The following is a 22,711-nucleotide window of genomic DNA, read 5'->3' as shown; positions in this document are numbered from 1 at the left end:
GTTACAGCCGCGTGAGGTTTTTCGCGCGCGGGCCTTTGTCGGCCTGCTCGATCTCGAATTCCACTTCTTGCCCCTCCTCGAGGTCAGGACCGTCGATGTCCTCCATGTGGAAGAAGACGTCCTCGTCGGAGTCTTCGGTATCGATGAACCCGTAACCGCCTGTGTCGTTGAAGAAGTCTACCGTACCGGTCGCCATTGCAATTTGAACGTTAAGCCGGGGTATATTAAAACTATGCGCATATATTTCGATAGATTAGGTGGGAAATAACTGTACCCAGTCCCTTCCACAAAGCCCTTATTGAGTGGTTGAAATGTACACAACGATGCTATCGAGGGGGAAGCGACTGGGATATGCGGCCTACGAGCGATTGCTCCAGTGGGAACTGTCAGGGACGCCCGACCACGTCGCAGTCATTATGGACGGGAACCGAAGATACGCGGAAAAGCAGGGCGCCAAAAAACAGGAAGGCCACAGAGAAGGAGCCCAAACAACGGAGGCGCTGCTGAACTGGTGTGACGAACTCGGCGTTCGTGAGGTGACGCTGTACACGTTCTCGACGGAAAACTTCGACCGCGACCCCGAGGAACGCGAACACATCTTCGACCTCGTCGAACAGAAGCTCCGAACATTTGCCGACGCCGACCGGGTCCACGAGGCCGGCGTGTGTATCCGCGCCATCGGCGAGACAGAGATGCTACCCGACCGGGTCCGAGACGCTGTCGACTACGCTGAAGGGCGAACCGCCCAGTACGACCAGCTCAACCTCAACATCGCGCTGGCCTACGGCGGCCGGGCCGAACTGCTCGGCGCGGCCCGCAACGTCGCCACTGCCGTCGAAGACGGAACCCTCGACCCGACGGACGTCTCCGCGGAGACTATCGAAGCGCGGCTCTACGAGGGGCCGACCCGCGACGTTGATCTCATCGTTCGAACCGGCGGTGACGAACGCACCTCGAACTTCCTGCCGTGGCACGCCAACGGCAACGAGGCTGCCACGTTCTTCTGTACGCCCTACTGGCCCGAATTCCGGAAGGTCGACTTCCTGCGAGCGATTCGGACGTACCAGAACCGAGAGCAGTCCTGGCGGACGACCCGTGCCGAGCGCTCGCTGGCACTGGTTCGTGCCATCGAGCAGTCGGAACTCCCGACGGCCAAACGGATGCTCGGACGGTTCCGGGACGCGCTCCCGAGCGCCGAGCGCGAGCAACTTGAGGACGAGTACGAAATCGCAGACTGACCTCTTACCGACCGAACCGCCGCTGGCGCTCCTGGTAATCCCGCAACGCCCGCAAGTAATCCCGAAGCCGGAAGTTCTGCCAGTTCACGTCAGTGAAATACAGCTCCGAATACACGGACTGCCAGATCATGAAATCGGAGAGCCGCTCGGCCCCGGTCTTGATCACCAGATCCGGGTCGGTCGGGAAGACGAGATGCTCCTCGACCGCAGCCTCGTCGATATCGTTCGGGTCGAGTGAGCCTGCATCGACGTCTTCCGCGAGCTTCTGGACGGCCGTCGCGAACTCCGACTGTCCGCCGAGGCCGATGGAAATCTGGATCGGGGCGTCGGCCGTCGTCTCGTCGTCCGGTACTCTGACCGCTATCTCCCGTGGCGCGGTGGCACTTTCGAGTTCACGCTGCAGCGTCGGGATCGCTTCCTCGTCGAGGACACTCACGTAGACGACGACGGTATCGGTGCCGTACTGAACGGCCCAGTCGAAGAATCGCTCTAAGGTCCGGTATGCACCGTCTCCCAGGAGGTCCCGCTCGGTGATCACCAGCGCGACCGTCTCGGGCAGGTCGGCGTCGCTGCGCCGAACGCGCATCGCGAGATATCGGTCGTATAGTCCCACGCCCGCCGGTATGCTGACAGCCCCAGTAAATCTCACGGTACCGTCGCCTCCGCAGTTCGGAAAGGGTAAGTGCCTCTCGGGGATACCGGTGGGACGTGACTGGCACAGTCCGTCGGGCAGGCGCGTTCGCCGCCGTGGGGACCCTCGCGGTCGCCGTCCCGGCCGCAACGGGCTTTCGCTCGCTCGAACTCGCGACTGTCGCCGCTATCGCACCCTTCGTCCTCGTCGCCGCGCTCGGCGTGACGGTCATCGGGCAGGACTCGCGGCTGTTCGACCTGTTCGCCCGTCCCGGCGACTACGAGGACGGGAAACTGTACGGCCTGGCGGCCTTCTCGCTTGCCGCCGCCGGGCTCGCGCTGCTTGCCGTCCGATTCAGTCTACCGGTGCCGGTGTTCGTCGGCGTCGTCGTCATCGTCGCCTACGGGAACCTCGGCCAGCGACTCGCCTACACCGTCCGCTCCGACGAGGTGGTCGCAACCGCAGGCTTCGTGCTCGTCGGCTTCGTCGCCGGCGTCGCGGGACAGGTGGCGGGAACGCGGATTCAGGCCGCCGTCAGCGAGGGAGCGGCCGCCGTCGACATTCCACTCGTGCTGTTTCTCGCCGCCAGCGGCGCGTTCGTCGCTGCCCTGCTTCGCTCGGTCCTGTTCGAACGGGACGACCCGCTGGTGATGCTCACGGTGGGACTGCTGCTGTGGCTGTTTTTCGAACTCGACCCGTCGGTGACTGCACAGCGCGTCGTCATCGCGCTCGCCGTGACAGTACTGCTCGGCTATCTCTCCTACGCGCTCGACACGGCGTCCCTCCCGGGGATGCTCACCGGCGTTCTCCTCTCGTTTTTGACCATCGTTCTCGGCGGTTTCGGCTGGTTCGCCATGCTGATTTCCTTTTTCGCGCTCGGTGGCCTCTCGACGAAGTTCCGCTACGAGGAGAAACTGGACCGCGGCATCGCCGAGGAGAACGAGGGCGCACGCGGGAGCGGGAACGTGCTCGCGAACTCCATCGTCGCGCTGTTCGCCGTCGTCGCCGCGGCGGCGAGTCCGAGCCACATCGCCGTCGACCCGCTGCTGTTCTTCTATGCCTTCGCCGGGGCCGTCGCCGCCGCGATGACCGACACGTTCTCCAGTGAGTTCGGCGGGCTCTACGACAACCCGCGACTCATTACGACGCTCAAACCCGTCGAGCCGGGCACTGACGGCGGCGTCACCTGGCAGGGCGTGGCCGCCGGGGCCATCGGGGCAGGCATCATCGCTGGCATCGCCGCGCTCACGCAGGACATCAGTACAGTCGGTAGCGGCGTCATCCTCCTCTGTGGGCTGGTCGGCATGACCGTCGACAGCCTGCTGGGTGCGACTGTCGAGGGCTCGGTCGTCGGCAATCAGGGCGTCAATATGCTCGCAACCCTGGCGGCCGCGCTGACCGGCGCTGGCGTCGTGCTGACCGCCGGCCTCCTATGATCCGCGAGGCTCGCCCCGAAGACGAGGTCCGTCTCCGGGCGATCCAGACGGACGCGCTCGACGAGCCGTGGCCGGAGCTCCTCGGCGTCGGAATCGACGGCCCGCCGCTCGTGCTGGTCCTCGATATCGGCGAACCGCTCGGCTACGCGCTTGTCGTGCCGGACCACCCGGTCGCGTACCTGGCGGAGTTCGCCATCACGCCCGGCAAACAGGGGCAGGGCCTCGGGACGACACTTATGCACGGGCTTCTGGACAGGCTCCGGACTGGTGGGTTCGAAACAGCGAGACTCACCGCGCGCGCTGACGACGAGCGGGCACGCTCGTTCTACGACGGGTTCGGGTTCTCGGTCGCCGACGAGCTACCCGACCACTACGACGACGGCGACGGTGTGTTGCTCGTTCGCGAACTCTAGTCCTCGATGCGAACCTGTACGGCCGTCGGCTGTTTGACGTACTCGCCGTGGCCGGCAGCGACGACGACATCGACGCCGCGCTGGGCGGCAACGTCGAGGAGCTTCTGCGAGCAATTGGCATCGATGACGACAGTTTTGGGAACGTCCTCGGTGGATTCAAGCAATGAAACAACGGCATCTGCGTCACCCTCCGCAAGCAGCGTCGCATCCTCGTCGACCAGCCTGGCGGTTCCGCTGTGGGTCTGAATAACGGCTTCGATGTGGTCCGAAAGCGAGGGGATGGTCGGTCCGTCGCCGCTTTCGGTCGACTCCTCGTCGGCTGCGGCATCCGCCACAGCGGTTGCGTTCGAGTTGTCCGCGACACTCGTCGCCCCCTCGGTCGTTTCGGCCTGCGCCGACCCGGCCTGCGGAGCGGGCGCGGGCTGGCTGTCTGCGGTGTCCTCCGACGTCGCGGCCGCCACGGCACCGCCGTCAGCGGTCGTCGACTCCTCGGGATGGGACATCTCCTCGCGGATGCTGTCGAGGCTCTTGGCGCTTGCGACCGTCTCGTAGGGAACCTTGTCCCGGAGCGCCGACATCACCTCGCTGCGTGAGAGGTCCTCGACGGACTTGCCGGTGGGAGTGACAGCGACATAGTCAACGTCGCCGACCTGCGCGAGTTCCTTCAGAATGAGGTCCCCGCCGCGGTCACCGTCGAGGAACGAGGTCACCGTCCGGCCGGCCGTCAGGTCCGCAATGGCGTCGGGGACGTCCGTTCCCTCGACTGCGACGGCGTTTTTGATGCCGTATTTGAGCAGTTGCATCACGTCCGAGCGACCCTCGACGACGACAATCGCGTCGGAGTCGGCCACCCGCGGGCCGGCCGGGAGTCCCTCGTAGTCGGTCACGTCGGCGACCCGGACCTGCTGTCTGACCGTCTCGACGATGTCCGCGGTCTGGATCGACTTCTCCTCGAAGTCGTTCAGGAGTTCCGTCGCGCGCTCGACGACTTCGCGCCGCTTGGCGCTCCGTACGTCCTCGATCTCGGAAACTTCGATCTCGGCACGACACGGCCCCACCTGTTCGATGGTCTCCAGTGCCGCAGCGAGGATCGCTGTTTCGACCCTGTCGAGGCCGCTCGCGACGGTAATCTCTCCAAAAGACTGTCCGCCCTCGGAGCGTATCTCCACGTCGATGCGGCCGACCTTCTTCGAGTCCTGCAGGTCCCGCAGATCCAGTTCGTCGCCGAGTAATCCTTCCGTCTGGCCGAACACCGCGCCGACGACATCGCTCCGCTCGACGACTCCCGCCGCCGTGATGTCGGCATGTATCAGATATTTCGCCGTATCTTGCATGATTGTCCTGTTTTCCAGCCCGTCACCCGGTGTTCCGACGGACTGCTGTCACTATACTGATGTTGGGTAGTACAGCGGAATAACCTTGCGCACGCGAGTCGAAGTCAAACCTTCCCGCAGGTACGCGGCGCTCCGACACTGCCTCTGTATACCATTCTATTCCCGAAAGGTCGGCCACTCACCTCAGTAGCGGAGTCATGCCGTCGATACCGGCCTGAATGGCGTCAACCGGGTCCTCGGGGTTGTCGTGCTCGAAGACCAGCCACTCAGTCCCCGCCTCACGGGCTGCATCGACCACCCCCTGGAGCGGCACCACGCCGTCACCGAGGGCCGTCGGCTCTCCGTCCTCAGTCATGTCTTTGAGGTGGACGACTGGAACGCGCCCGTCGAGTCGCCGAATCAGTTCGACGGGGTCCTGTCCCGCCGCGTGCGCCCACCCGGCGTCGAACTCGAACCCGATCGTCGTCTGGTCGACGAGCGCGTCGAAGGCGGTCCCGTCGCCGAGCGGGACGAACTCGTGGTCGTGGTTGTGGTACAGGAGCGGTCGGTCAAACTCCGCCGCAAGCATTTCGAGTAGCGTCACCGTCGACTCGACTGCGCTCTCACTTGCGAAGTGATCGTCATCGAGATACGGGAGAATCAAATACGGCGCGTCAAGTGTCCGGACCTGATTGCCAACGGTGCGGGTGTCGGACTGCAGGTCTTCCAGTTGAACGTGGACGCCGGCAACGCCGAGTCCCGCTTCGTCGAGCGCGTGTCGGGACGCGCCCGGGTCGCCGATGCCGGCGAACTCCACGCCGTCGTAGCCCGCGGCGCTGATGCGGTCGAGTACGTCCGATAGCGGTTCCCGGAGCTCGCGGAGCGTCCAGAGCTGGATCGCTGTCTCCATACCGTTGTTGCGAACGCTGTCATAAAATAACTGGACGGACTACCGGGACGCATGGGATTCACTGAAACCGAGATCGATCCCGCACGGTTCCTCGAAGACGTAGAGATGCGTATCGGCGAAATCGTCGACGTCGGACCGTTCCCCGAAGCCCGCAAAGACGTGTACAAGCTCGACGTGGCGTTTGGCGACGAAACGCGCCAGTCCGCCGCAGGGCTGACAGACGTGTACGATCCTGAGGACTTGCTCGGGTCGCAGGTCGTTGCCGTCGTCAACCTCGGGACGGTCTCAATCGCCGGCTTCGAGAGCGAGTGTCTGGTGACCGGGGTCGACAGCGAGGACGGCGTCGTCCACCTGACGCCCGAACGGGACGTCGAACCCGGGACCCGCGTGTATTGAAGAATATAGTTCTTCAACGGCTGTCGGTGAAGGTTCGTTACCCATTAGTACCGCCAGCGGCTAGACTGTCGTAATATGAGTACAGTCAGGGCCGCTGGGTGGACAGTCGTCGCGCTCGTGTTGATGGCGCTGGCAGTGCCGTGGTTCCTCTGGGACACCAGCACGGTCGCGGCCGGGCTGCCCGTATGGCTGTGGTGGCACGTTGGATGGATGGCGCTTGCGAGCGTCGTCTTTGCTGTCTTTGCGCGCACCGACTGGGGCCTCGGCGTCGAGGAGGTGAACTGACGTGGCCGATACTGCGCTCCAGTTGGGTATCGTCGGCGCGTACATGGTCGTCGCGCTCGCGGTGGGCGCAGTCGCCTACCGGCTCACCGAGCGCACCGCCGAGGACTACTACCTCGCAAGCCGGACGCTCGGCACGGTCGTGCTGTTGTTTACCACCTTCGCGACGCTACTATCGGCGTTTACCTTCTTCGGCGGCCCGAACCTCGCGTTCAGCGCCGGCCCCGAGTGGATTCTCGTGATGGGACTGATGGACGGTATCATCTTCGCCGTCCTCTGGTACGTGCTGGGATACAAGCAGTGGCTGGTCGGCAAGCGCCACGGCTACGTGACGCTCGGCGAGATGCTGGGCGACCGGTTCGGGTCGACGGCGCTCCGCGTTGTCGTCGCCGCTGTGAGCCTCGTCTGGCTGTTCCCGTACGTGATGCTCCAGCAGAAGGGGGCCGGCCAGGCCATCGTCGGCCTCACGAACGGCGCGGTTCCGTTCTGGGTCGGAGCCGGCGGCATCACGCTGTTCATGATTCTCTACGTCGCGCTCTCGGGAATGCGTGGCGTCGCCTGGACCGACACGCTTCAGGGGCTGTTCATGCTCTCGCTGATCTGGGTCGCCGTCGCCTGGGTCCTGTCGGCCGTCGGCGGCGCGGGCGAGGCGACGGCCCTGCTGGCGTCCGAAAAGCCGGCGTTTGTCGGTCTCGGCGGCGGCCTCTACACGCCGCAGTACATCATCTCGACCGCAGTCAGTATCGCCTTCGGCGTGACGATGTTCCCGCAGATCAATCAGCGCTTCTTCGCCGCCGGCTCGAAGAAGGTGCTCAAGCGCACGTTCGCGCTCTGGCCGGTACTGGTCCTGCTCCTGTTCGTCCCGGCGTTCATGCTGGGGGCGTGGGCGGCCGGGCTTGGTATCACCGTCCCAGAGGGCGGCAACGTCATCCCGGCGCTGCTGGGCGAGTACACGCCGACGTGGTTCACCGCGCTGGTCATCGCCGGCGCGATGGCCGCGATGATGTCCTCCAGCGACTCGATGTTGCTTTCGGGGTCGTCGTACCTCACCCGTGACCTCTACCGGCCGCTGACCGGCCGCAACGATGCCAGCGACGAGGCGACCGACCGTCGCGAGGCGCTCGTCGCCCGCCTCGGTGTGGTCGCTTTCGCCACCCTCTCGTTCATTGCGAGCCTCTACACGCCGGGGACACTGGTCCAGATTGGTGACACCGCCTTCAGCGGCTTCGCCCAGCTAACTGTCCCAGTCGCGCTGGCGCTGTACTGGCAGGGAACCACACGCACCGGGATGTACGCCGGCGTGGTGGGTAGTCAGGTGTTCTACGGCCTGCACGTCTTCCCGGTCATTGCGACGGTTGGGGGACTGGTCGGCCTCGACGTCGCCCTGCCGACAGCGTACCTGGGCTGGACGCCCGGCATCGTCGGCATTCTGGTCGGTCTCGTGTTGACAGTCGCCGTCTCGCTGGTGACTGCCCCCGCCGCGGCCGAGAATCGCACTGCCTACGCCGTCACCGGTATCGAAAGCGACTGAGACACGGTCGGTCTGCGTGCCGCCCTCCGGCACGGCAACCACTGGACGGCGGCCGTCGGCAGACATGTAAACCTACAAAAGCGTCCAGACCAATGTGCCGGTATGGACTCCGACCAAAACGTCGGCGGTCGCGACCGCCTGATCCGAGCGGTGCTGGCAGTCGTTCTGACAATCGTCTCCCTGCGCTGGCTTCGCAGCGGGAAGCGCAAGCGCGGCCTGCTCGCCGGAATCGGCGCGCTCGGCCTGGGATTCAACGCCTCGACAGGCTACTGTGGGTTCAACGATACGCTCGACATCGACACGTCGGCCGATGACGACGACGTGTTTGCCCCGGATGCGGACGACGAGCCGGCAGCTGACGAGTCGACGGACGTGAGCGTGGACTTCACCTCCTCCGGCGATACCGAGGCCTCGAACGGCCACGCCAGCGGTAAGCTGACCTGCGCCGTCTGCGAGGACCCTATTGTTCCCGGGGAGCGCCGTGGGCCGAACGATGACGGCGCTATCGTGCACGAAAGCTGCGAGTAACGCGCCGCCCCGATACGCGCTCGGCAGCCCGAGTCTGGTTCTTTTTATAATCACCGTCCCAGTCTTTCACGTATGCAGACCCACATCGTCCCGGTCGGATTCGACTACGACCGGCTCATCGCGCCGCTCGTGCGCGAGCAACTCGACGTTGACCGCGTCATCCTGCTCGAGGGCGCGGTCGGCAGCGAGGCCAACGTCGAGTACTCGCGAAACCTCGCCGAGAAGTTAGAGAAGGACTACCAGAACCTGCTCGGAGCGGAAACCGAGCGGTTCGTCGTCGCCGACGTGTACGACTACGACGAGGCCTTCGAGCAGGCCTTCGAGCTCATCAACGCCGAACTCGACGCGGGCAGCGAGGTGTGGGTCAACGTCTCCGCGATGCCTCGGACTGTCTCGTTTGCCTTTGCGACCGCAGCCCACTCGATCATGGTCGAGCGCGAGGGCGACCGGGACCGCATCCACACCTACTACACGGTCCCCGAGAAGTATCTGGAGACGGAACTCGCCGAGGAACTGCGCAAGCAGATCGACATGCTAGAGGACATGCGCACGGGCGAAGAAGTCGACGAGCGAATTGACGACCGACTCGAAACCGCGCGGGACCTGCTATCGGAGTTCGACGAGCGGGGGACAACCATCGGCGCGAAGGAGATCGACGGCTCCCACATCGTCGAACTGCCGGTCGCCTCCTTCTCGAACGTCAAGCCCTTCGAGGAGGTCATCCTCTTCACGCTGGGCGAACACGGCGAGTTCGAGTCCGTCTCCGAACTGGCCCAGCAGTTGGCCCGGGATCTGGGTGAGGAGTACACCGACTCCTTCCGCTCGAAGGTCATCTACAACGTCGACCGGCTCGGCCCCGGCGGAAAGGGGTACATCGAGCAGGAGGAACACGGGAAATCCTACCGGACGACGCTCTCCCGCATCGGGCAACTGTGGGTCCGGGCCCACTCCGCCGAGGACCGCAAGCACCGCGAGTCCGACCTGCCGTGAGCTGGTCGCTGGTATGAGCCCGTCGGGACGCTGGCGAAAACCGAAGTCATTAATCCTGCCGTAGGTCGAGTATTGTACAGATGGTGCGTCGACTCTCCCGAACGCTGGTTCTCGCGCCCGTCGGTGTAGGGGCCCCCACGCCCCACACCACCCCCACCTATCGACGCACGCACCGCTGATAACCACGCCGCAGTCCGATGCGACCCGGGTGTTACACCCACAGTTTGAATATGAGTGACACACAGGACCCACCGCAGGACGAATCGACCGCAGACGAATCAGAAAACGCCCTCGACGGGGAGTACGACCCCCGCGAGGTAGAGCCGGAGTGGCAGGACCAGTGGGTCGCCGACAAGACCTACGCCTACGACGAGGACGCCGACACCCGCTTTACTATCGATACGCCGCCGCCGACGGTGTCGGGGAACCTCCACATGGGCCACCTCTACCAGTTCACGCTGCAGGACTTCGTCGCCCGCTTCCACCGGATGCGCGACGACACCGTCTACTTCCCCTTCGGCTACGACGACAACGGCATCGCCTCGGAGCGGCTCACCGAGCGCGAACTCGGCATCCGCCACCAAGATTACCCGCGCCGAGAATTCCAGGAGAAGTGCCGAACGGTGTGTACGGAGTTCGAGGACGAGTTCACCGAGGACGTGCAGTCGCTGGCGATTTCTATCGACTGGGACAACACCTACAAGACCATCGCGCCGGACGTGCAGCGAGTCTCCCAGTTGTCCTTCCTCGACCTCTACGAGCAGGGTCGGGAGTACCGCCAGCGCGCGCCGACCATCTGGTGTCCGGACTGTGAGACGGCTATTTCACAGGTCGAGCAGGAGGACAAGGACAAGCACACGAAGTTCAACGACATCGCCTTCGATCTGGTCGAAACCGGCGAGGGACCAGCCGACGAGGGCGCGACGTTCACGATTTCGACGACCCGGCCCGAGCTACTGCCGGCGTGTGTCGCCGTCTTCGTCCACCCCGACGACGACGAAAACCAGCACCTCGTCGGTGGCTCCGCGCGGGTCCCGATCTTCGAGCAGGAGGTGCCCATCATCGCCGACGAGCGCGTCGACATGGAGACCGGCAGCGGCATCGTGATGTGCTGTACCTTTGGCGACCAGAACGACATCGAGTGGTATCAGGCCCACGACCTGCCGCTACGGCTCGCCATCGACGAGTCCGCGACGATGACCGACCTCGCCGGTGAGTACGAGGGGATGCATACCACCGAAGCTCGCGAGGCCATCATCGAGGACCTCGGCGAAGAAGGGTCGCTGCTGGAGAGCCGCGACCACGACCACACCGTGCAGGTCCACGAGCGCTGTGAGGAGGAAGTCGAGTACCTCGTCACCGAGCAGTGGTACATCGAGCTACTCGACAAGAAAGAGGAGTACATCGAGGCCGGCCGCCAGATGGAGTGGTTCCCCGAGAAGATGGCCACCCGCTACGAGCACTGGATCGAGGGGCTCGAATGGGACTGGTGCATCTCCCGCCAGCGCGACTCCGGCATCCCGATTCCGGTGTGGTACTGTGACGACTGCGGCGAGCCCGTGATGGCCGAGCGCGAGCAGCTGCCGGTCGATCCGTTGTCTGACGACCCGCCGGTCGATGCCTGTCCCCACTGCGGCCACGACTCGCTGACGCCCGAGGAGGACGTGTTCGACACATGGGCGACGTCGTCGCTGACCCCGCTCGTGAACGCTGGCTGGGACTGGGACAGTGAGAGCGAGGAGTTCACCTGGGACAACCCCGAGCTGTACCCATTCGACCTGCGCCCGCAGGGCCACGACATCATCTCGTTCTGGCTGTTCCACACCGTCGTCAAGTGCTACGAGCACACCGGCGAGGTGCCCTTCGAGAACGTGATGATAAACGGGATGGTGCTGGACGAGAACCGCGAGGCGATGTCCAAGTCCAAGGGCAACGTCATCCCGCCGAGCGAAGTCCTAGAGGAGTTCCCGGTCGATGCCACGCGCTACTGGGCCGCTGGCACTTCCATTGGCGACGACTTCCCGTACAAGGAGGGCGATCTTGAAGCCGGCGAGCGGCTCCTCCAGAAGCTCTGGAACGCCTCACGGCTGGTCGACCAGCTCACGCCGGCCGCCCAGCCCGACGAGCCCGAGGAGTTGGCCGCGGTCGACGAGTGGCTGCTTGCCGAACTCGATGCGACCGTGGAGTCGGTCACGACGAAGTTCGAGGACTACGAGTTCTCGAAGGCTCGGAACGAACTCCGGTCCTTTTTCTGGAACACGTTCTGTGACGACTACCTCGAAATCGCCAAGCAGCGGCTTTCGGACGGGGAAGACGCGTCGACCGAGTTCACGCTGCTGCAGGCCCACCGGACCTTCCTGCAGTTGTTCGCGCCGTTCCTCCCGCACATCACGGAGGAACTGTGGGAGCGGTGCTATGACGAAGATAGCTCGATCCACACGACGGACTGGCCGACCGCAGGCGGCTATGACGCCGACCTCGAAGCGGGCGAGACGGCGATGGAAGTCGTCTCCGCGCTCCGGCGGTACAAGACCGAGAACGGGCTGCCGCTGAACGCCGACCTCGACCACGTCGAGGTGTTCGGCCACATCGCCGGCTTCGAGGATGCTGTCGCCGAGGCGATGCACGTCACCCAGCTGGACACCTACGATGAGGCCCCGGACATCACGACCGAAGTCAGCGGCATCGACCTCGACTACTCCATCGTCGGCCCCGAGTTCGGCAGCGAAGTCGGCTCGATTGACGACGCTATCGAGAGCGGCGACTACGAGATCGACGGCGACACGCTGCGGGTCGCCGGCGTCGAACTCGACGACGAGATGTTCGCCGTCGAGGAGTCCCGGACCTACTCCGGCGAGGGCGAGATGACCGAAACCGAGAGCGCAGTCGTCGTCGTTCGGTAAGCTCGCCGCGTTTTTCCGACATCCGGCACTCCTATCCGGTCGCACCCATCGCCGCGACCAGTAGCATCAAGACCTGTGGGTCCGGTCATTGGAACCATGCGAACAGAGGAGACGATCCGGGACCGCATCGAGGCGCTGCAGGACGAGTACGACAGGCACGACCCGCCGTCGACCGAGCTAGAAGACGAGGCCGAGGTCGCCATCCTGCGCGCTATCGAGGAACTAGAGTGGGTCCTCGACGAGCGCGAGGCCGAGGACGGGTTCACGACCTGAGACCCGAGGAAACCACTAGCTGAGGACAGCGCCGGTCAGGCTTGCCGCTTCACTTTCTCTACGCGCGTCGCCAGTGCGAGAAACGTCGCCATGAGCGTCAGCACGACCGCCCAGCCGGCCGCGAGGTCGTGGGCCAGCACCGTGTGGTCGAACCCGCCAGCTGCGGCCAGCGGCTCGGCCCGCAGCCAGGTGTGGTGTGGCCCGTCGAGAACCGGGACGAAGTAGTCCACGATGTCGTTGAAGCCGTACCAGAACACCGCAACGGCGACGGATACGACGGAAAAGCTCGCGTAGCGGTGGATGAGGAAGGCCTCGGCGGCCATCGCCAGGTGGCTCAGAATCAGGAACCAGTAGAGCCACAGCGGAATCCCGCCGGGGCCGTTGAGAACGAGTTGGACGTACGGCGTCCACAGACCGAGCTTGATACAGCCGAAGAAGCCGAGCATGTGGAGCCATTTTGTATCCCAGTCGAGCCGCCAGGCCACAAGCGAGAGCCCGATGAACATCGTCGCGACGGGCGAGTCCGGAATCAGGGGGTAGGCGGCCAGCGGAGCCGCGCCGAGTTGGCCCTCCACGAGCGGCGGCGCTGTGTTCAGCGGGCGGCCGGCGTAGTACCAGAAGCCGAACAGCGTCCCGACCAGATTGACGAGCGCGATTGGCCAGGCGAGTCGAAGCCCGACGTTCTCCAGCCACGCCGGCAGCGGCGCGACGTACCGCGGGAGCCCTTCGGCGTCTGGGAGCCGACGGCTGAACACCCGTGCGACAGCCGCGTCGATGCGCCCGCCGACACCCTCGTCCGTAGCCATGTCGATGCAGTGGGGAGACGCGATGAAAACGGTAGTGGTCTCAGCCCCGTCCCCTGGAGAATATTGTGGTCGCTGGCGCGATATCGGGGCCTCTGCGCGTGGGTCAAACGCCGTTCTGTCCCTCGAAAGGACACGCGTTAAGTAAATCCAGTCCTAAGTCTGGGTAATGACTGAAGAGACCGACCTCGAGGACCTCCGTCGCGGGACTGACCTCGTCAAGCGCGGCTTCGCGAAGATGCAGAAGGGCGGCGTCATCATGGACGTCGTCAACCGCGAGCAAGCCCGAATCGCCGAAGACGCTGGCGCAGTCGCCGTGATGCACCTGGAGTCGGTGCCGGCCGACATCCGCAAGCGAGGCGGTGTCGCCCGGATGGCGGACCCCGGCAAGCTCGAAGAGATCATCGAGGAAGTGTCGATTCCGGTGATGGGCAAGGCCCGTATCGGCCACACCGCCGAGGCCCAGATTCTGGAAGCGGCTGGCGCGGACATGGTCGACGAGTCGGAAGTGCTGACACAGGCCGACGACCGCTACCACATCGACAAGCGGGAGTTCACCGCGCCGTTCGTCTGCGGGGCGCGGAACCTCGCCGAGGCGCTGCGCCGCATCGACGAGGGCGCGGCGATGATTCGCACCAAGGGCGAGGCGGGCACCGGCGACGTGAACCAGGCCGTGACTCACCAGCGCAACATCCAGCGCTCCATCGGGATGCTTGAGGGGATGGCCCACGAGGAGCGCGACGAGTGGGCACGCGAACACGGCGCACCGCGGCGACTCGTCCACGAGACGGCGGACCGCGGTCGGCTGCCGGTCGTCAACTTCGCGGCTGGCGGTATCGCGACGCCCGCCGACGCCGCACTGATGATGCAACACGGCTGTGACGGCATCTTCGTCGGCTCGGGCATCTTCGGCGCGGAGAACCCACAGGCCATGGGCGAGTCCATCGTCGCGGCGGTCAACAACTACGACGACCCCGAACAGCTCAAGGAGATCGCGAAGAACCCCGGCAAGGGCATGAAGGGACAGGCGAACGCGGACCTAGACGAGGAAGAGCAGTTGCAGGGCCGCGGCGTCTAACTGGGGCCGCGACCAGCCGTATTTTCTCCGGTGTCAGGTTCATTACAGACGGCCGCTCAAAGACGAAGACACAAGTTCCTACGGCGGCGATAGGTGGCTGTGCAGGGGACGGCCACGCCGACGCCAGCGGCCAACGACACCGGTGAAGGCCTTTTGGAGCTCTTTACCGTGTTACAGCGGTCGCTGGACCAGTTGGTCGCGACGCAGGGGCGACTCGTCGCGACGCTCATCCTCCTGGTCGTCCTGCTTTTCAGTGTCGTCGTCGTTCCCGCAGCCCTCTCCCGGCTTCGGTCTGTCACGTCAGACCGAACTGGCGACTGGCTGCAGGTCATGGCCGACTACACGCCGACGACCATCCGGGGTGTGTTTCTCCGGATCGCCCAGTTCTCGATGGTCGTCCTCGTCGTCGTCTCGTTTCTCATCGTCTGGGGAGTCCTCGATGTAGTCCAGACAGTAGGTCCGTACCTCGACGGGAGCGACCAGTCGGTGCTGGCGACGATACAGACGGTCGTCCTCGTCATGCTGGCCTTTGTCCTGTCCGACCAGATGCAGCGGTGGATCGGCCGGTTCAGCCAGGCCGTCACTGGCTTCACCGAACACCAGGAAGAGATCCTCCTCCGACTGGGGCAGGTCACTGTGTTCGTCACCATCGGCGCGACGATCTTCGCCGTCTGGGGCATCGATCTCAGCGGCCTGCTCGTCGGGGCCGGCTTCCTCGGTATCGTGGTCGGTCTGGCCGCCAGACAGACGCTCGGGTCGCTCATCGCCGGCTTCGTCCTGATGTTCTCCCGCCCGTTCACTATCGGCGACTGGGTGCTCGTCGGCGACCAAGAAGGGATCGTGACCGATATCACCATCTTCAACACGCGGCTGGAGAACTTCGACGGCGAGTTCGTCATCATTCCGAACGACCGCGTGAGTGACCGCGCGGTGACGAACCGTAGCCGCAAGGGGCTGTTGCGTCTCACGGTCGACATCGGTGTGGACTACGACACCGACGTTGACCGGGCGATGGACCTCGCTCGCGAGGCGATGGCCGACATCGAACACGTCGTCGATTCGCCGACGCCGGACGTCGTCCCGAAAGATTTCGGGGACTCCGCTGTGGTGATGGAACTCCGGTTCTGGATCGATCATCCGACGCCACCACGGAAGTGGCGCGCCATCTCGGCGGTCGTCCGAGGTGTGAAAGCCACCTTCGACGACGAGGACATCACGATCCCGTTCCCCCAGCGGACCCTCTCGAATCGCGTGGACGCGGCGGACGAGGAGTCGCTGGAAGGCGGCGTGGAGATGCGTCCGGACGGCGACGGTTGACCTACAGGTCGAGGCCGTCGAGAAGGAGTCCCAGTCCGAGAACCCAGCATCCCAGTGCGGTCCCGAGCGTGCTGACATAGAACAGCAAAGACAGCCCATGCTCTGTTGTCAGCGGCCCACTCATCGCGGCAGTCGCGGCATCGCTCGCGGCCAAGAGCGACCCAGAGGTCAGAACCATACCGGCGAATGTGCCGACGGCGACCGGTAACGCCACGGCGATCAGCACCAGACCGACACGTTCGGCCAGCGCGGCGACTACAGCCGGGTCGAGGGATCGGCCACAAGTCGGGACCGGCTGCCGCTGTGCCATGCTACTTCATAACATGTTCGAATGACATAAAAGTGCGTTCCTCGACGGAGACCGTGACACATATTCGGAGTGCACAGCCGATCCGGTAATCACACAGAACAGCTGTCTTAGGCGCTAAAAATGGTGTTTGCTGTTCGCTCTGGACGGTAGACACGCCGCGGCGGAACGGCCGCCGGTCGAAACTACTATCCCCAACGGGACGAACGGAGTGATATGAGCACTCCGCCGGGGGAGTATTACACCGAAGAACGCTGGCAGAACTGGCTAGACCGTATCGAGGAAGAAGAAGTCGACCCTGAAGACGAGGATTCGGCGCGGCTCCTGTTGAACCTCCAGGACGACGCCGCGATTGCGGTCGCGAAGATCCTCACGGACTACGAGGACGGACCGCTCGACGAAGAGGCGACCATCGACGAGCTTACCGGTGTCCGGGAGATCGTCCTCGACGACATCGACATCGACGACGAGGAGACCGTGATGCTGATCGACGGCGTCCAGACCTCGCTTTTGTGCGTGTTCTACGCAGCCGAGGAGTTCGTCGCGGAAGGTCCCGCGGACGACGCAACCATCACGGACTACATCGAAGCCGCCGCGGACGCGGAAGCCGAAGAGGACCTCGACGCGGCACTGGGCTACTGTGTGCAGGCCGGCACGCAGATCATTGGCGGGTCGGAGCTCCCGATGGAGGTCGCTGAGGACCTCGAATACGGACTCGTCTCCGAGTGGGTCAACGGACTCGACAGTCTCCAGACCGCGATGAGCGACCCGGAAGTCGTCGAAGAAGACGAGAGTTGATAATTCGGCAGTCAGGTTTTTACCGCCGTCTCCGCAACTCATCGGCATGACTTTCACGGGCGATGAGCGCGCGCAGTCAGTACAGGTCGGGGCTGTACTGCTGTTCGGCGTGCTTATCATCGCCTTCTCCTCGTACCAGGCGTTTGCCGTGCCGGAGCAAAACCGGGAGGTGGAGTTCAACCACAATCAGCAGGTACAGACGCATTTACAGGACCTGCGGAACGCTATCGTCTCCGTTCCGGGACAGCCGAGTCAGCAAGCCGTCTCAGTGCAGTTGGGGACGCGATACCCGAGTCGGCTGGTGGCGACGAATCCCGGGCCGCCGTCGGGGCTGCTGTACACGGACGGAACGACCAACGAGTCGCAGAACCTCACGGTTCGTAACGCCGAGGCGATTAACCCCGAGACGGCAGATTACTGGGACGGAACCGCACCGCGGCACTACAACACAGGGGCCATCGCCTACAAGCCGGAGTACAACGTCTACGGGGAGGCCCCGGAGACCGTGTACGAGCACTCGGTCGTCTACAACCAGTTCCGCGAGGGGAACATCACGCTCTCGGAACAGGCGATGGTCGATGGGCGCGACATCACGCTCGTCGCACTCAACGGGTCGATGAGCCGCTCGGCGAGCGATTCGGTTACGGTCGACGTGCGTCCGACATCGCAGTCGTCCCGAACGGTTCGCGTCACGAACGCGACAGAGACGTCGAACGTGTCGGTCTCGTTTCTCTCCCGGCTCCCGGCGGAGGAGTGGAGAGTGCTTCTCGAAGACGAAATCGACCCAAGTCCGGGTAACAAAAGCAACGACCGGTACATCGCAAACGTCATCGAGGCCGAGGGGCCAGGCTCGCTCTACAACGTCACAGTCGTCTTCGAGCGGGGAGCCACATATCGCCTGAAGATGGCGAAAGCGGGCGTCGGCACTCGTGTTGCCTCTGAAAGTGACGCGTACCTCACCACTGTCGGCAGTGAGAACGTTACTGTCGCAAAGGGCGACGACGAAGAGATTGTGCTGGAGGTTCGGGACGCGTACAACAACCCCGTAAGCGATGTCGAAGTGAACGGCTCAGTCGATGGGAGTAACGCGGGGTCGCTTACCACGGACACAGAGTCATCCGACAGCGACGGTCGCGTCAGGTTCGTCTACGAGACAAGCCAGTCGACGACAACTGGAACAGCCACCGTCCAGTTCAGCCTCGACGAGATCAACGGTTCGTTCGACGGCGAGTCTCCTGAAGACGTCTCAGTGCCGGTGACGGTGACGGAAGCGAATCCAGGATCCGGGGGCGGGTCCGGCAACAACGGGCTCATCTACAACGAGGACGCTGTTGCCCTCGACAGCAACGGGGACGTTGATGGAGGCGTCCAGTTTACGGTCACCAATGAATTAGGCGAGACCATCACAATAACGAAAGTGGCAATCGACCCAGTCAACGACGACATAATTCGCCTCAGCGATAGCTTTAGCAACGACCGTGAGCCGGCACCGCAAGAAAACGAGCTATACATCGAGGCAAACACTGACGGGTACACTGATTTCGGTGGTGGGACAGACGTCCCACGAACCGTTGACGTCGACGATGATGGCAGCCTGAACGGTCCGAACCCGGTTCTGTCTGATACATCAGTTGCGACGTTCCATCTGTTCGAGTTCCGCGAAGAGACTTTCTTTGGCTCTTCTGAGGTGGACATGAGCGGCGAGAGCGTCACGATAACCGTGACCTACGAGCGGTCGAGTGGCGGGACCGACTCGAAGATGTTCACGGTCACTCCCGGAGGCGCGAACACGAACGAGCAACCGAACGCCGACTTCACGATAACCTCTGACGGGTCGGAATCGAATGGCAAGTGGGACTTCGACGCCAGCCCGTCCAGCGATCCGCAAGGCGACATCGTGACCTACGAATGGGATTTCGACGAAGACGGTATCTTCGAAACGACCGGCCAGACAGTAGAAAAGAAAAGAGTGGACTCCGGCACAGTGGTCGCACTCCGCGTCGTTGACTCGGAAGGGAATGCCGACACTGTCCGCAAAGAGGTTCCGTAACGGCCGTTCTCACCGTCCCTCAGCAGAGATTCACGGTAATGTAGACGACGCCGTCAGCGGTCGCCGCGCCGACGCCGATGTGGTTCGCGTTCGCCACGTACAACGTGTCACGGGGGCCAGAGAGGTCGAACCAATGGTCGGCGACGGCGTCGGCCGTCCGAGTCGCGTTCGCGCCGTTGGGGTCGACGCTCGTGACCAGTTCGAGGTCGGTTACCGGGCGGATGTACGCGTTTCCTTCGTGGCGGAGGCGACACTGCTCGGACAGTCCGGCGGCCGCGTACCGGTCCGCCGTGTCTGACCCGTTCGCGATCGGTGAGGCCGACCCCTGCGCGGCCATTCGCTCGCTGTGGTTGCCGGCCATGGCTGACAGCGTCTGTCCGGTTTTGGTCTCATCCGAGAGGGAGCCGTCGAAGGCGTCGTTGGCAACCGGGTTGCCGCGTCGGTCGTTGATCGCCGCCACAAGTCGGTCTTCGAGGCGGACCGTATCGATAGCCGTCCCCGAATCAGCTGGCGTGGTCTGTGCCGCGTCCGGGGTCGCGGTCGGTTCTGCGGACTGCGTCACTCCGGCCGCAGTCGCCTCGGTACTCGGCGTCACCGGTGACGCACTTTCTGCACTGGGCGTCGCTGCCAGTGACGGCTCCGTGGATTCCGCCGGCGCTGACTCGGTCGCGTCTGCACCAAGCGTCCCTTCGACTGCTACTCCTGCGAGTCCCGAGACACTGAGTGCCGCCAGAACAATCAATCCGAATGTGATGACCGATCTGTTCATGTGAAACGTTCCTGTCCTGTTCCGAGAGATGATAGCTGAGATACAGTTCTCTCGGGACTGGGTCGAACGGCGTAGATTCGGCTCTCTCTCCACAAATATGTTTGGACAGAATCGGCGTTCCGATTACCAGCGACGAAAACCTGCCCGTAAACATCTTTACTGTGGCTGCGTGTGCTGAGGTATGGGTGACCTGTCGCGGCGCGGCTTCGGGGCCTCGGTGCTCGCCGCGCTCTCCGCCGGCTGTCTCGGGAATCGACCGACACAGGAGTCCGAGACGACGCCAGTTCCGGAACCGACAGCGTCACAGCGTGCTGCTACAACTGACCACGCCGGGGCTGCCTCGACGCCAGCGGCGGACAGTGCTGCGGCTTCAGCGGACCCCCCGACAGCACAGCGCGCCGAGGCGTCGCAGACGAATAGCTCGACGGAAACGTCGGCACGGCTGCAGGTCGAAACCGAGACACCGACGCCGACACCCGAGCCGAACCACCGGTCGGTCGATACGACGTTCCGGCTGGAGGAAGACGAGTACCAGGATTTCACGGTCGAGGCGACCGGCCAGACGACGCTCACCTACGACCTCATCGTTCGGCGTGGCCCGGCCGTCGATGTCATGCTGTTCACCGAGGAAGAGTACCGGGCGTTCCAGAGCCGCTACCGGGCCAGATACGCCGGTGAGGTGTCGCGGTTTCACGAGACGAACATCCGCGACAAGCGGATCACCATCTCGCCGGGGACGTATCGGCTCGTAGTCAACAACACCGACTGGTCGCGTGCCGTTCCGTCACCGGATGAGCCGTACGACGTTCTCGAAGGCGAATGCATGGTCGATTTCTCTTTTAGTACGGAACCGGCGACCAGCGAGTAACTGTCCCACAGAGAGTTCGCGGCCCATCGGCGCAATACTAGTCAACCGTCGAAAAGCCAGTCGACAAGCCCATATACATCCACGCTGACGCTAGACTCATGACTGCAGTCGGTATCGACGCCATGGAGATCTGGACCGGGAAGCTCAAACTTGACCTCGCGGAGACGTTCGCGCCGGCTCAAGGAGACGACCCGGGGAAGTACACGAAGGGGCTCGGCCTGCGCGCGTCGTCGTTCCCGGACGTGTACGAGGATATCGTCACGATGGGGGCGAACGCGGCCCATCGCCTGATGGAGCGCAAGGGGCTGACGCCCGAGGACATCGGCCGGATCGACGTGGCGACCGAGAGCGCCTTCGACAACTCGAAGCCTGTCTCGACGTACATCGCGGGCTGTCTCGAACAGGTGTACGACGAGAACTTCCACCACGCCAACAAGGGCGAGCGGAAGTTCGCCTGTATCTCGGGGACACAGAGCCTTGACGACGCCTACAACTGGATCCGCGCCGGACGGAACCGCGGCCGAGCCGCACTCGTCATCGCAACTGACACCGCACTGTACGCCCGCGACGACCCCGGCGAGGCCACGCAGGGGGCCGGCGCGGTGGCGATGCTCGTCGATGAAGATCCGAATCTGGTCGAACTCTCGACCGAACAGGGGTACGGCAGCGCCGACGAGACTGACTTCCTCAAGCCCAATCAGCAGTTCCCGTCCGTCGACGGCAAGCGCTCGGTGAACGTCTACCTCGCCCGTATGCGCGAGGCGCTGGAGGACTTCGCGGAGGTGGCCGGCGACATCCACCCGGGCGACTACGAGATGATTCCGTTCCACACGCCGTTCCCGGGGATGGTCCGGAAGGCCGCGGCACTCGGCTACCGACACATCATCCGCGGCACCGACGTGGGCGACCTGATGGCCGAGGAAATCGGTCACCAGCCCATGCGCGCGGACTTCGAGACCGACGACGAATTCCACGCCGCTATCAAGGAGTACACCGACGCACTCACGGAAACCGAGCGCTATCAGGACTGGTACGCTAACACCATCGAACCGACGCTTGCGATCTCCCGCGAGGTCGGCAACTGGTACACCGGCTCCGTCCACATCGCCCGCGCCGCCGGCCTGAAACACGCCCGCGAGAGCGGACTGGATCTGGACGAGGCCCGTTTGTTAGTTGCCTCCTACGGGTCCGGCGCACAGGCGGAAGTCCACGCTGAGACCATCGTCCCCGGGTGGGAGGAGGAAATCGGCGCGCTCAACATCGACGAGCAGATACGGAACCGCTACGACCTCTCCTTCGCCGAGTACGAACAGGTCCACGACGTCCATAATCACGAGACCGAGACCGATGTCGAGGAGTTCACCGCGCCCGAAGACGAGTTCGCCTTCGACGGCTGGGGCCGGATGGGTGAGCGGAAATATCGGTACGTGGAGTAGCGAGAGGCACGACCGAAGGGAGTGGCTCTCGAGTCGGAACGGCGACCGCAGGGAGCCGTGGAGAATAGCGAGAGCCCGAGCGAAGCGAGGGGTCTCGTACAGACGAGCGGCGCAGCCGCGAGAATAGCGAGGTTCGGAGCGAGCAGCACGAGCGAGAACCTCGAAATGCGAACGGGGAACGGAGTGACCCGTGAGCAGCGAGGGGTATCCCATCTATTGTCGTGGATACGTGGAATTCTATTTGTGCTGCACTGGACAGTATACACTACCCGACTACGGCTTATCGTTGTTGAGGCGGCTAATACTGTCGTCGAGAGACACAGAGAGGGTTCCCCCACTGTTGTAGTATTGAAGCGCAAGCATCGTCCCGACGAATGAGGCAGCAACAAGAAGTCCAAAGCCGGCGAACGCCCAGAGGATAAGATAGTCCAATTGCACCAT

At 63.8% G+C, this 22,711-nt stretch carries 23 protein-coding genes; 16 read left to right on the top strand and 7 right to left on the bottom strand.

Going from position 1 to position 22,711, the window contains the following annotated elements; genetic code table 11:
• Position 1: 1 nt before the first annotated feature.
• On the bottom strand, positions 2-196 hold the full coding sequence (locus AV929_RS18080; protein ID WP_004517065.1) for a cold-shock protein: 195 nt from the start codon (positions 194-196) through the stop codon (positions 2-4).
• A gap of 115 nt (positions 197-311) precedes the next feature.
• Between AV929_RS18080 and uppS the strand changes: the two genes are divergently transcribed.
• Positions 312-1,238, top strand: a complete 927-nt coding sequence (uppS, locus tag AV929_RS18075; protein ID WP_079980806.1) for a polyprenyl diphosphate synthase — start codon at positions 312-314, stop codon at positions 1,236-1,238.
• A gap of 4 nt (positions 1,239-1,242) precedes the next feature.
• Here uppS and AV929_RS18070 read toward each other — a convergent pair whose 3' ends face one another.
• The gene (locus tag AV929_RS18070) at positions 1,243-1,851 is read right to left on the bottom strand and encodes an undecaprenyl diphosphate synthase family protein (RefSeq protein ID WP_064288909.1); all 609 of its coding nucleotides are present in this window, start codon (positions 1,849-1,851) and stop codon (positions 1,243-1,245) included.
• A gap of 95 nt (positions 1,852-1,946) precedes the next feature.
• Between AV929_RS18070 and AV929_RS18065 the strand changes: the two genes are divergently transcribed.
• On the top strand, positions 1,947-3,305 hold the full coding sequence (locus AV929_RS18065) for a DUF92 domain-containing protein (RefSeq protein ID WP_064288908.1): 1,359 nt from the start codon (positions 1,947-1,949) through the stop codon (positions 3,303-3,305).
• A complete protein-coding gene (locus tag AV929_RS18060; protein WP_014040959.1) occupies positions 3,302-3,718 on the top strand; it encodes an N-acetyltransferase in 417 nt (138 codons plus the stop codon). Before AV929_RS18065 ends, AV929_RS18060 begins: the two co-directional genes overlap by 4 nt.
• Here the strand turns inward: AV929_RS18060 and dnaG are convergent.
• Both dnaG and AV929_RS18050 read right to left on the bottom strand, forming a co-directional pair.
• Entirely contained in the window at positions 3,715-5,052 is a 1,338-nt protein-coding gene (gene dnaG / locus AV929_RS18055) for a DNA primase DnaG (RefSeq protein WP_064288907.1), read from the bottom strand. The two genes, AV929_RS18060 and dnaG, sit on opposite strands and share 4 nt — an antisense overlap.
• Positions 5,053-5,230: 178 nt before the next feature.
• Complete coding sequence (locus AV929_RS18050; RefSeq protein ID WP_064288906.1) at positions 5,231-5,941, bottom strand: sugar phosphate isomerase/epimerase; 711 nt, start codon at positions 5,939-5,941, stop codon at positions 5,231-5,233.
• Between the two features lie 51 nt (positions 5,942-5,992).
• On the opposite strand from AV929_RS18050, the gene AV929_RS18045 reads away from it, so the two are divergent.
• The 7 genes from AV929_RS18045 (at position 5,993) to AV929_RS22475 (ending at position 12,844) form a co-directional block, all read left to right on the top strand.
• Entirely contained in the window at positions 5,993-6,337 is a 345-nt protein-coding gene (locus tag AV929_RS18045) for a tRNA-binding protein (protein WP_050036887.1), read from the top strand.
• 75 nt (positions 6,338-6,412) lie between these two features.
• Positions 6,413-6,622, top strand: a complete 210-nt coding sequence (locus AV929_RS18040) for a DUF3311 domain-containing protein (protein ID WP_004957724.1) — start codon at positions 6,413-6,415, stop codon at positions 6,620-6,622.
• 1 nt (position 6,623) lies between these two features.
• Positions 6,624-8,150 (top strand): sodium:solute symporter, encoded by a 1,527-nt coding sequence (locus tag AV929_RS18035; RefSeq protein WP_064288905.1) that lies wholly within the window; start codon positions 6,624-6,626, stop codon positions 8,148-8,150.
• A 102-nt stretch (positions 8,151-8,252) separates the two neighbouring features.
• Complete coding sequence (locus tag AV929_RS18030; protein ID WP_008312632.1) at positions 8,253-8,678, top strand: DUF2892 domain-containing protein; 426 nt, start codon at positions 8,253-8,255, stop codon at positions 8,676-8,678.
• A gap of 72 nt (positions 8,679-8,750) precedes the next feature.
• Positions 8,751-9,668, top strand: a complete 918-nt coding sequence (locus tag AV929_RS18025) for a DUF6293 family protein (RefSeq protein ID WP_014040964.1) — start codon at positions 8,751-8,753, stop codon at positions 9,666-9,668.
• Positions 9,669-9,898: 230 nt separating this feature from the next.
• Complete coding sequence (locus AV929_RS18020; protein WP_064288904.1) at positions 9,899-12,571, top strand: valine--tRNA ligase; 2,673 nt, start codon at positions 9,899-9,901, stop codon at positions 12,569-12,571.
• 96 nt (positions 12,572-12,667) lie between these two features.
• Positions 12,668-12,844, top strand: coding sequence for a hypothetical protein (locus AV929_RS22475; RefSeq protein WP_008312626.1), 177 nt, complete (start codon positions 12,668-12,670; stop codon positions 12,842-12,844).
• Positions 12,845-12,879: 35 nt separating this feature from the next.
• Here AV929_RS22475 and AV929_RS18015 read toward each other — a convergent pair whose 3' ends face one another.
• On the bottom strand, positions 12,880-13,650 hold the full coding sequence (locus tag AV929_RS18015) for a DUF1405 domain-containing protein (protein ID WP_064288903.1): 771 nt from the start codon (positions 13,648-13,650) through the stop codon (positions 12,880-12,882).
• Positions 13,651-13,816: 166 nt separating this feature from the next.
• Here AV929_RS18015 and pdxS point away from each other — a divergent pair, with 166 nt between their 5' ends.
• Both pdxS and AV929_RS18005 read left to right on the top strand, forming a co-directional pair.
• The gene (pdxS, locus tag AV929_RS18010) at positions 13,817-14,725 is read left to right on the top strand and encodes a pyridoxal 5'-phosphate synthase lyase subunit PdxS (protein ID WP_050036890.1); all 909 of its coding nucleotides are present in this window, start codon (positions 13,817-13,819) and stop codon (positions 14,723-14,725) included.
• 93 nt (positions 14,726-14,818) lie between these two features.
• The gene (locus AV929_RS18005) at positions 14,819-16,042 is read left to right on the top strand and encodes a mechanosensitive ion channel family protein (RefSeq protein WP_008312620.1); all 1,224 of its coding nucleotides are present in this window, start codon (positions 14,819-14,821) and stop codon (positions 16,040-16,042) included.
• Between the two features lies 1 nt (position 16,043).
• Here AV929_RS18005 and AV929_RS18000 read toward each other — a convergent pair whose 3' ends face one another.
• On the bottom strand, positions 16,044-16,352 hold the full coding sequence (locus tag AV929_RS18000) for a hypothetical protein (RefSeq protein ID WP_050007027.1): 309 nt from the start codon (positions 16,350-16,352) through the stop codon (positions 16,044-16,046).
• A gap of 213 nt (positions 16,353-16,565) precedes the next feature.
• On the opposite strand from AV929_RS18000, the gene AV929_RS17995 reads away from it, so the two are divergent.
• Positions 16,566-17,147 carry a DUF2150 family protein gene (locus AV929_RS17995; RefSeq protein WP_014040970.1) on the top strand — a complete coding sequence of 194 codons (582 nt, stop codon included), beginning with the start codon at positions 16,566-16,568 and terminating at the stop codon, positions 17,145-17,147.
• A 46-nt stretch (positions 17,148-17,193) separates the two neighbouring features.
• The gene (locus AV929_RS17990) at positions 17,194-19,197 is read left to right on the top strand and encodes a PKD domain-containing protein (RefSeq protein ID WP_064288902.1); all 2,004 of its coding nucleotides are present in this window, start codon (positions 17,194-17,196) and stop codon (positions 19,195-19,197) included.
• Between the two features lie 19 nt (positions 19,198-19,216).
• On the opposite strand, the gene AV929_RS17985 is transcribed toward AV929_RS17990, so the two are convergent.
• Positions 19,217-19,966 carry a CAP domain-containing protein gene (locus AV929_RS17985; protein ID WP_064288901.1) on the bottom strand — a complete coding sequence of 250 codons (750 nt, stop codon included), beginning with the start codon at positions 19,964-19,966 and terminating at the stop codon, positions 19,217-19,219.
• Positions 19,967-20,147: 181 nt separating this feature from the next.
• Here AV929_RS17985 and AV929_RS17980 point away from each other — a divergent pair, with 181 nt between their 5' ends.
• On the top strand, positions 20,148-20,834 hold the full coding sequence (locus tag AV929_RS17980) for a hypothetical protein (RefSeq protein WP_014040973.1): 687 nt from the start codon (positions 20,148-20,150) through the stop codon (positions 20,832-20,834).
• Between the two features lie 98 nt (positions 20,835-20,932).
• Positions 20,933-22,270, top strand: coding sequence for a hydroxymethylglutaryl-CoA synthase (gene hmgB, locus AV929_RS17975; protein WP_008312608.1), 1,338 nt, complete (start codon positions 20,933-20,935; stop codon positions 22,268-22,270).
• Positions 22,271-22,711: the final 441 nt, after the last annotated feature.

This window comes from Haloarcula sp. K1, from assembly GCF_001647155.1.
Taxonomy (GTDB): Archaea; Halobacteriota; Halobacteria; order Halobacteriales; family Haloarculaceae; genus Haloarcula; species Haloarcula hispanica.
This window is presented reverse-complemented; position numbering and strand designations above follow the sequence as displayed.

Coding starts and splice junctions, on each gene's coding strand:
- AV929_RS18080 (WP_004517065.1), bottom strand. CDS start 196: ATGGCGACCGGTACGGTAGACTTCTTCAACGACACAGGCGGTTACGGG.
- uppS (WP_079980806.1), top strand. CDS start 312: ATGTACACAACGATGCTATCGAGGGGGAAGCGACTGGGATATGCGGCC.
- AV929_RS18060 (WP_014040959.1), top strand. CDS start 3,302: ATGATCCGCGAGGCTCGCCCCGAAGACGAGGTCCGTCTCCGGGCGATC.
- dnaG (WP_064288907.1), bottom strand. CDS start 5,052: ATGCAAGATACGGCGAAATATCTGATACATGCCGACATCACGGCGGCG.
- AV929_RS18050 (WP_064288906.1), bottom strand. CDS start 5,941: ATGGAGACAGCGATCCAGCTCTGGACGCTCCGCGAGCTCCGGGAACCG.
- AV929_RS18045 (WP_050036887.1), top strand. CDS start 5,993: ATGGGATTCACTGAAACCGAGATCGATCCCGCACGGTTCCTCGAAGAC.
- AV929_RS18040 (WP_004957724.1), top strand. CDS start 6,413: ATGAGTACAGTCAGGGCCGCTGGGTGGACAGTCGTCGCGCTCGTGTTG.
- AV929_RS18030 (WP_008312632.1), top strand. CDS start 8,253: ATGGACTCCGACCAAAACGTCGGCGGTCGCGACCGCCTGATCCGAGCG.
- AV929_RS18025 (WP_014040964.1), top strand. CDS start 8,751: ATGCAGACCCACATCGTCCCGGTCGGATTCGACTACGACCGGCTCATC.
- AV929_RS18020 (WP_064288904.1), top strand. CDS start 9,899: ATGAGTGACACACAGGACCCACCGCAGGACGAATCGACCGCAGACGAA.
- AV929_RS22475 (WP_008312626.1), top strand. CDS start 12,668: ATGCGAACAGAGGAGACGATCCGGGACCGCATCGAGGCGCTGCAGGAC.
- AV929_RS18015 (WP_064288903.1), bottom strand. CDS start 13,650: ATGGCTACGGACGAGGGTGTCGGCGGGCGCATCGACGCGGCTGTCGCA.
- pdxS (WP_050036890.1), top strand. CDS start 13,817: ATGACTGAAGAGACCGACCTCGAGGACCTCCGTCGCGGGACTGACCTC.
- AV929_RS18000 (WP_050007027.1), bottom strand. CDS start 16,352: ATGGCACAGCGGCAGCCGGTCCCGACTTGTGGCCGATCCCTCGACCCG.
- AV929_RS17995 (WP_014040970.1), top strand. CDS start 16,566: ATGAGCACTCCGCCGGGGGAGTATTACACCGAAGAACGCTGGCAGAAC.
- AV929_RS17990 (WP_064288902.1), top strand. CDS start 17,194: ATGACTTTCACGGGCGATGAGCGCGCGCAGTCAGTACAGGTCGGGGCT.
- AV929_RS17985 (WP_064288901.1), bottom strand. CDS start 19,966: ATGAACAGATCGGTCATCACATTCGGATTGATTGTTCTGGCGGCACTC.
- AV929_RS17980 (WP_014040973.1), top strand. CDS start 20,148: ATGGGTGACCTGTCGCGGCGCGGCTTCGGGGCCTCGGTGCTCGCCGCG.
- hmgB (WP_008312608.1), top strand. CDS start 20,933: ATGACTGCAGTCGGTATCGACGCCATGGAGATCTGGACCGGGAAGCTC.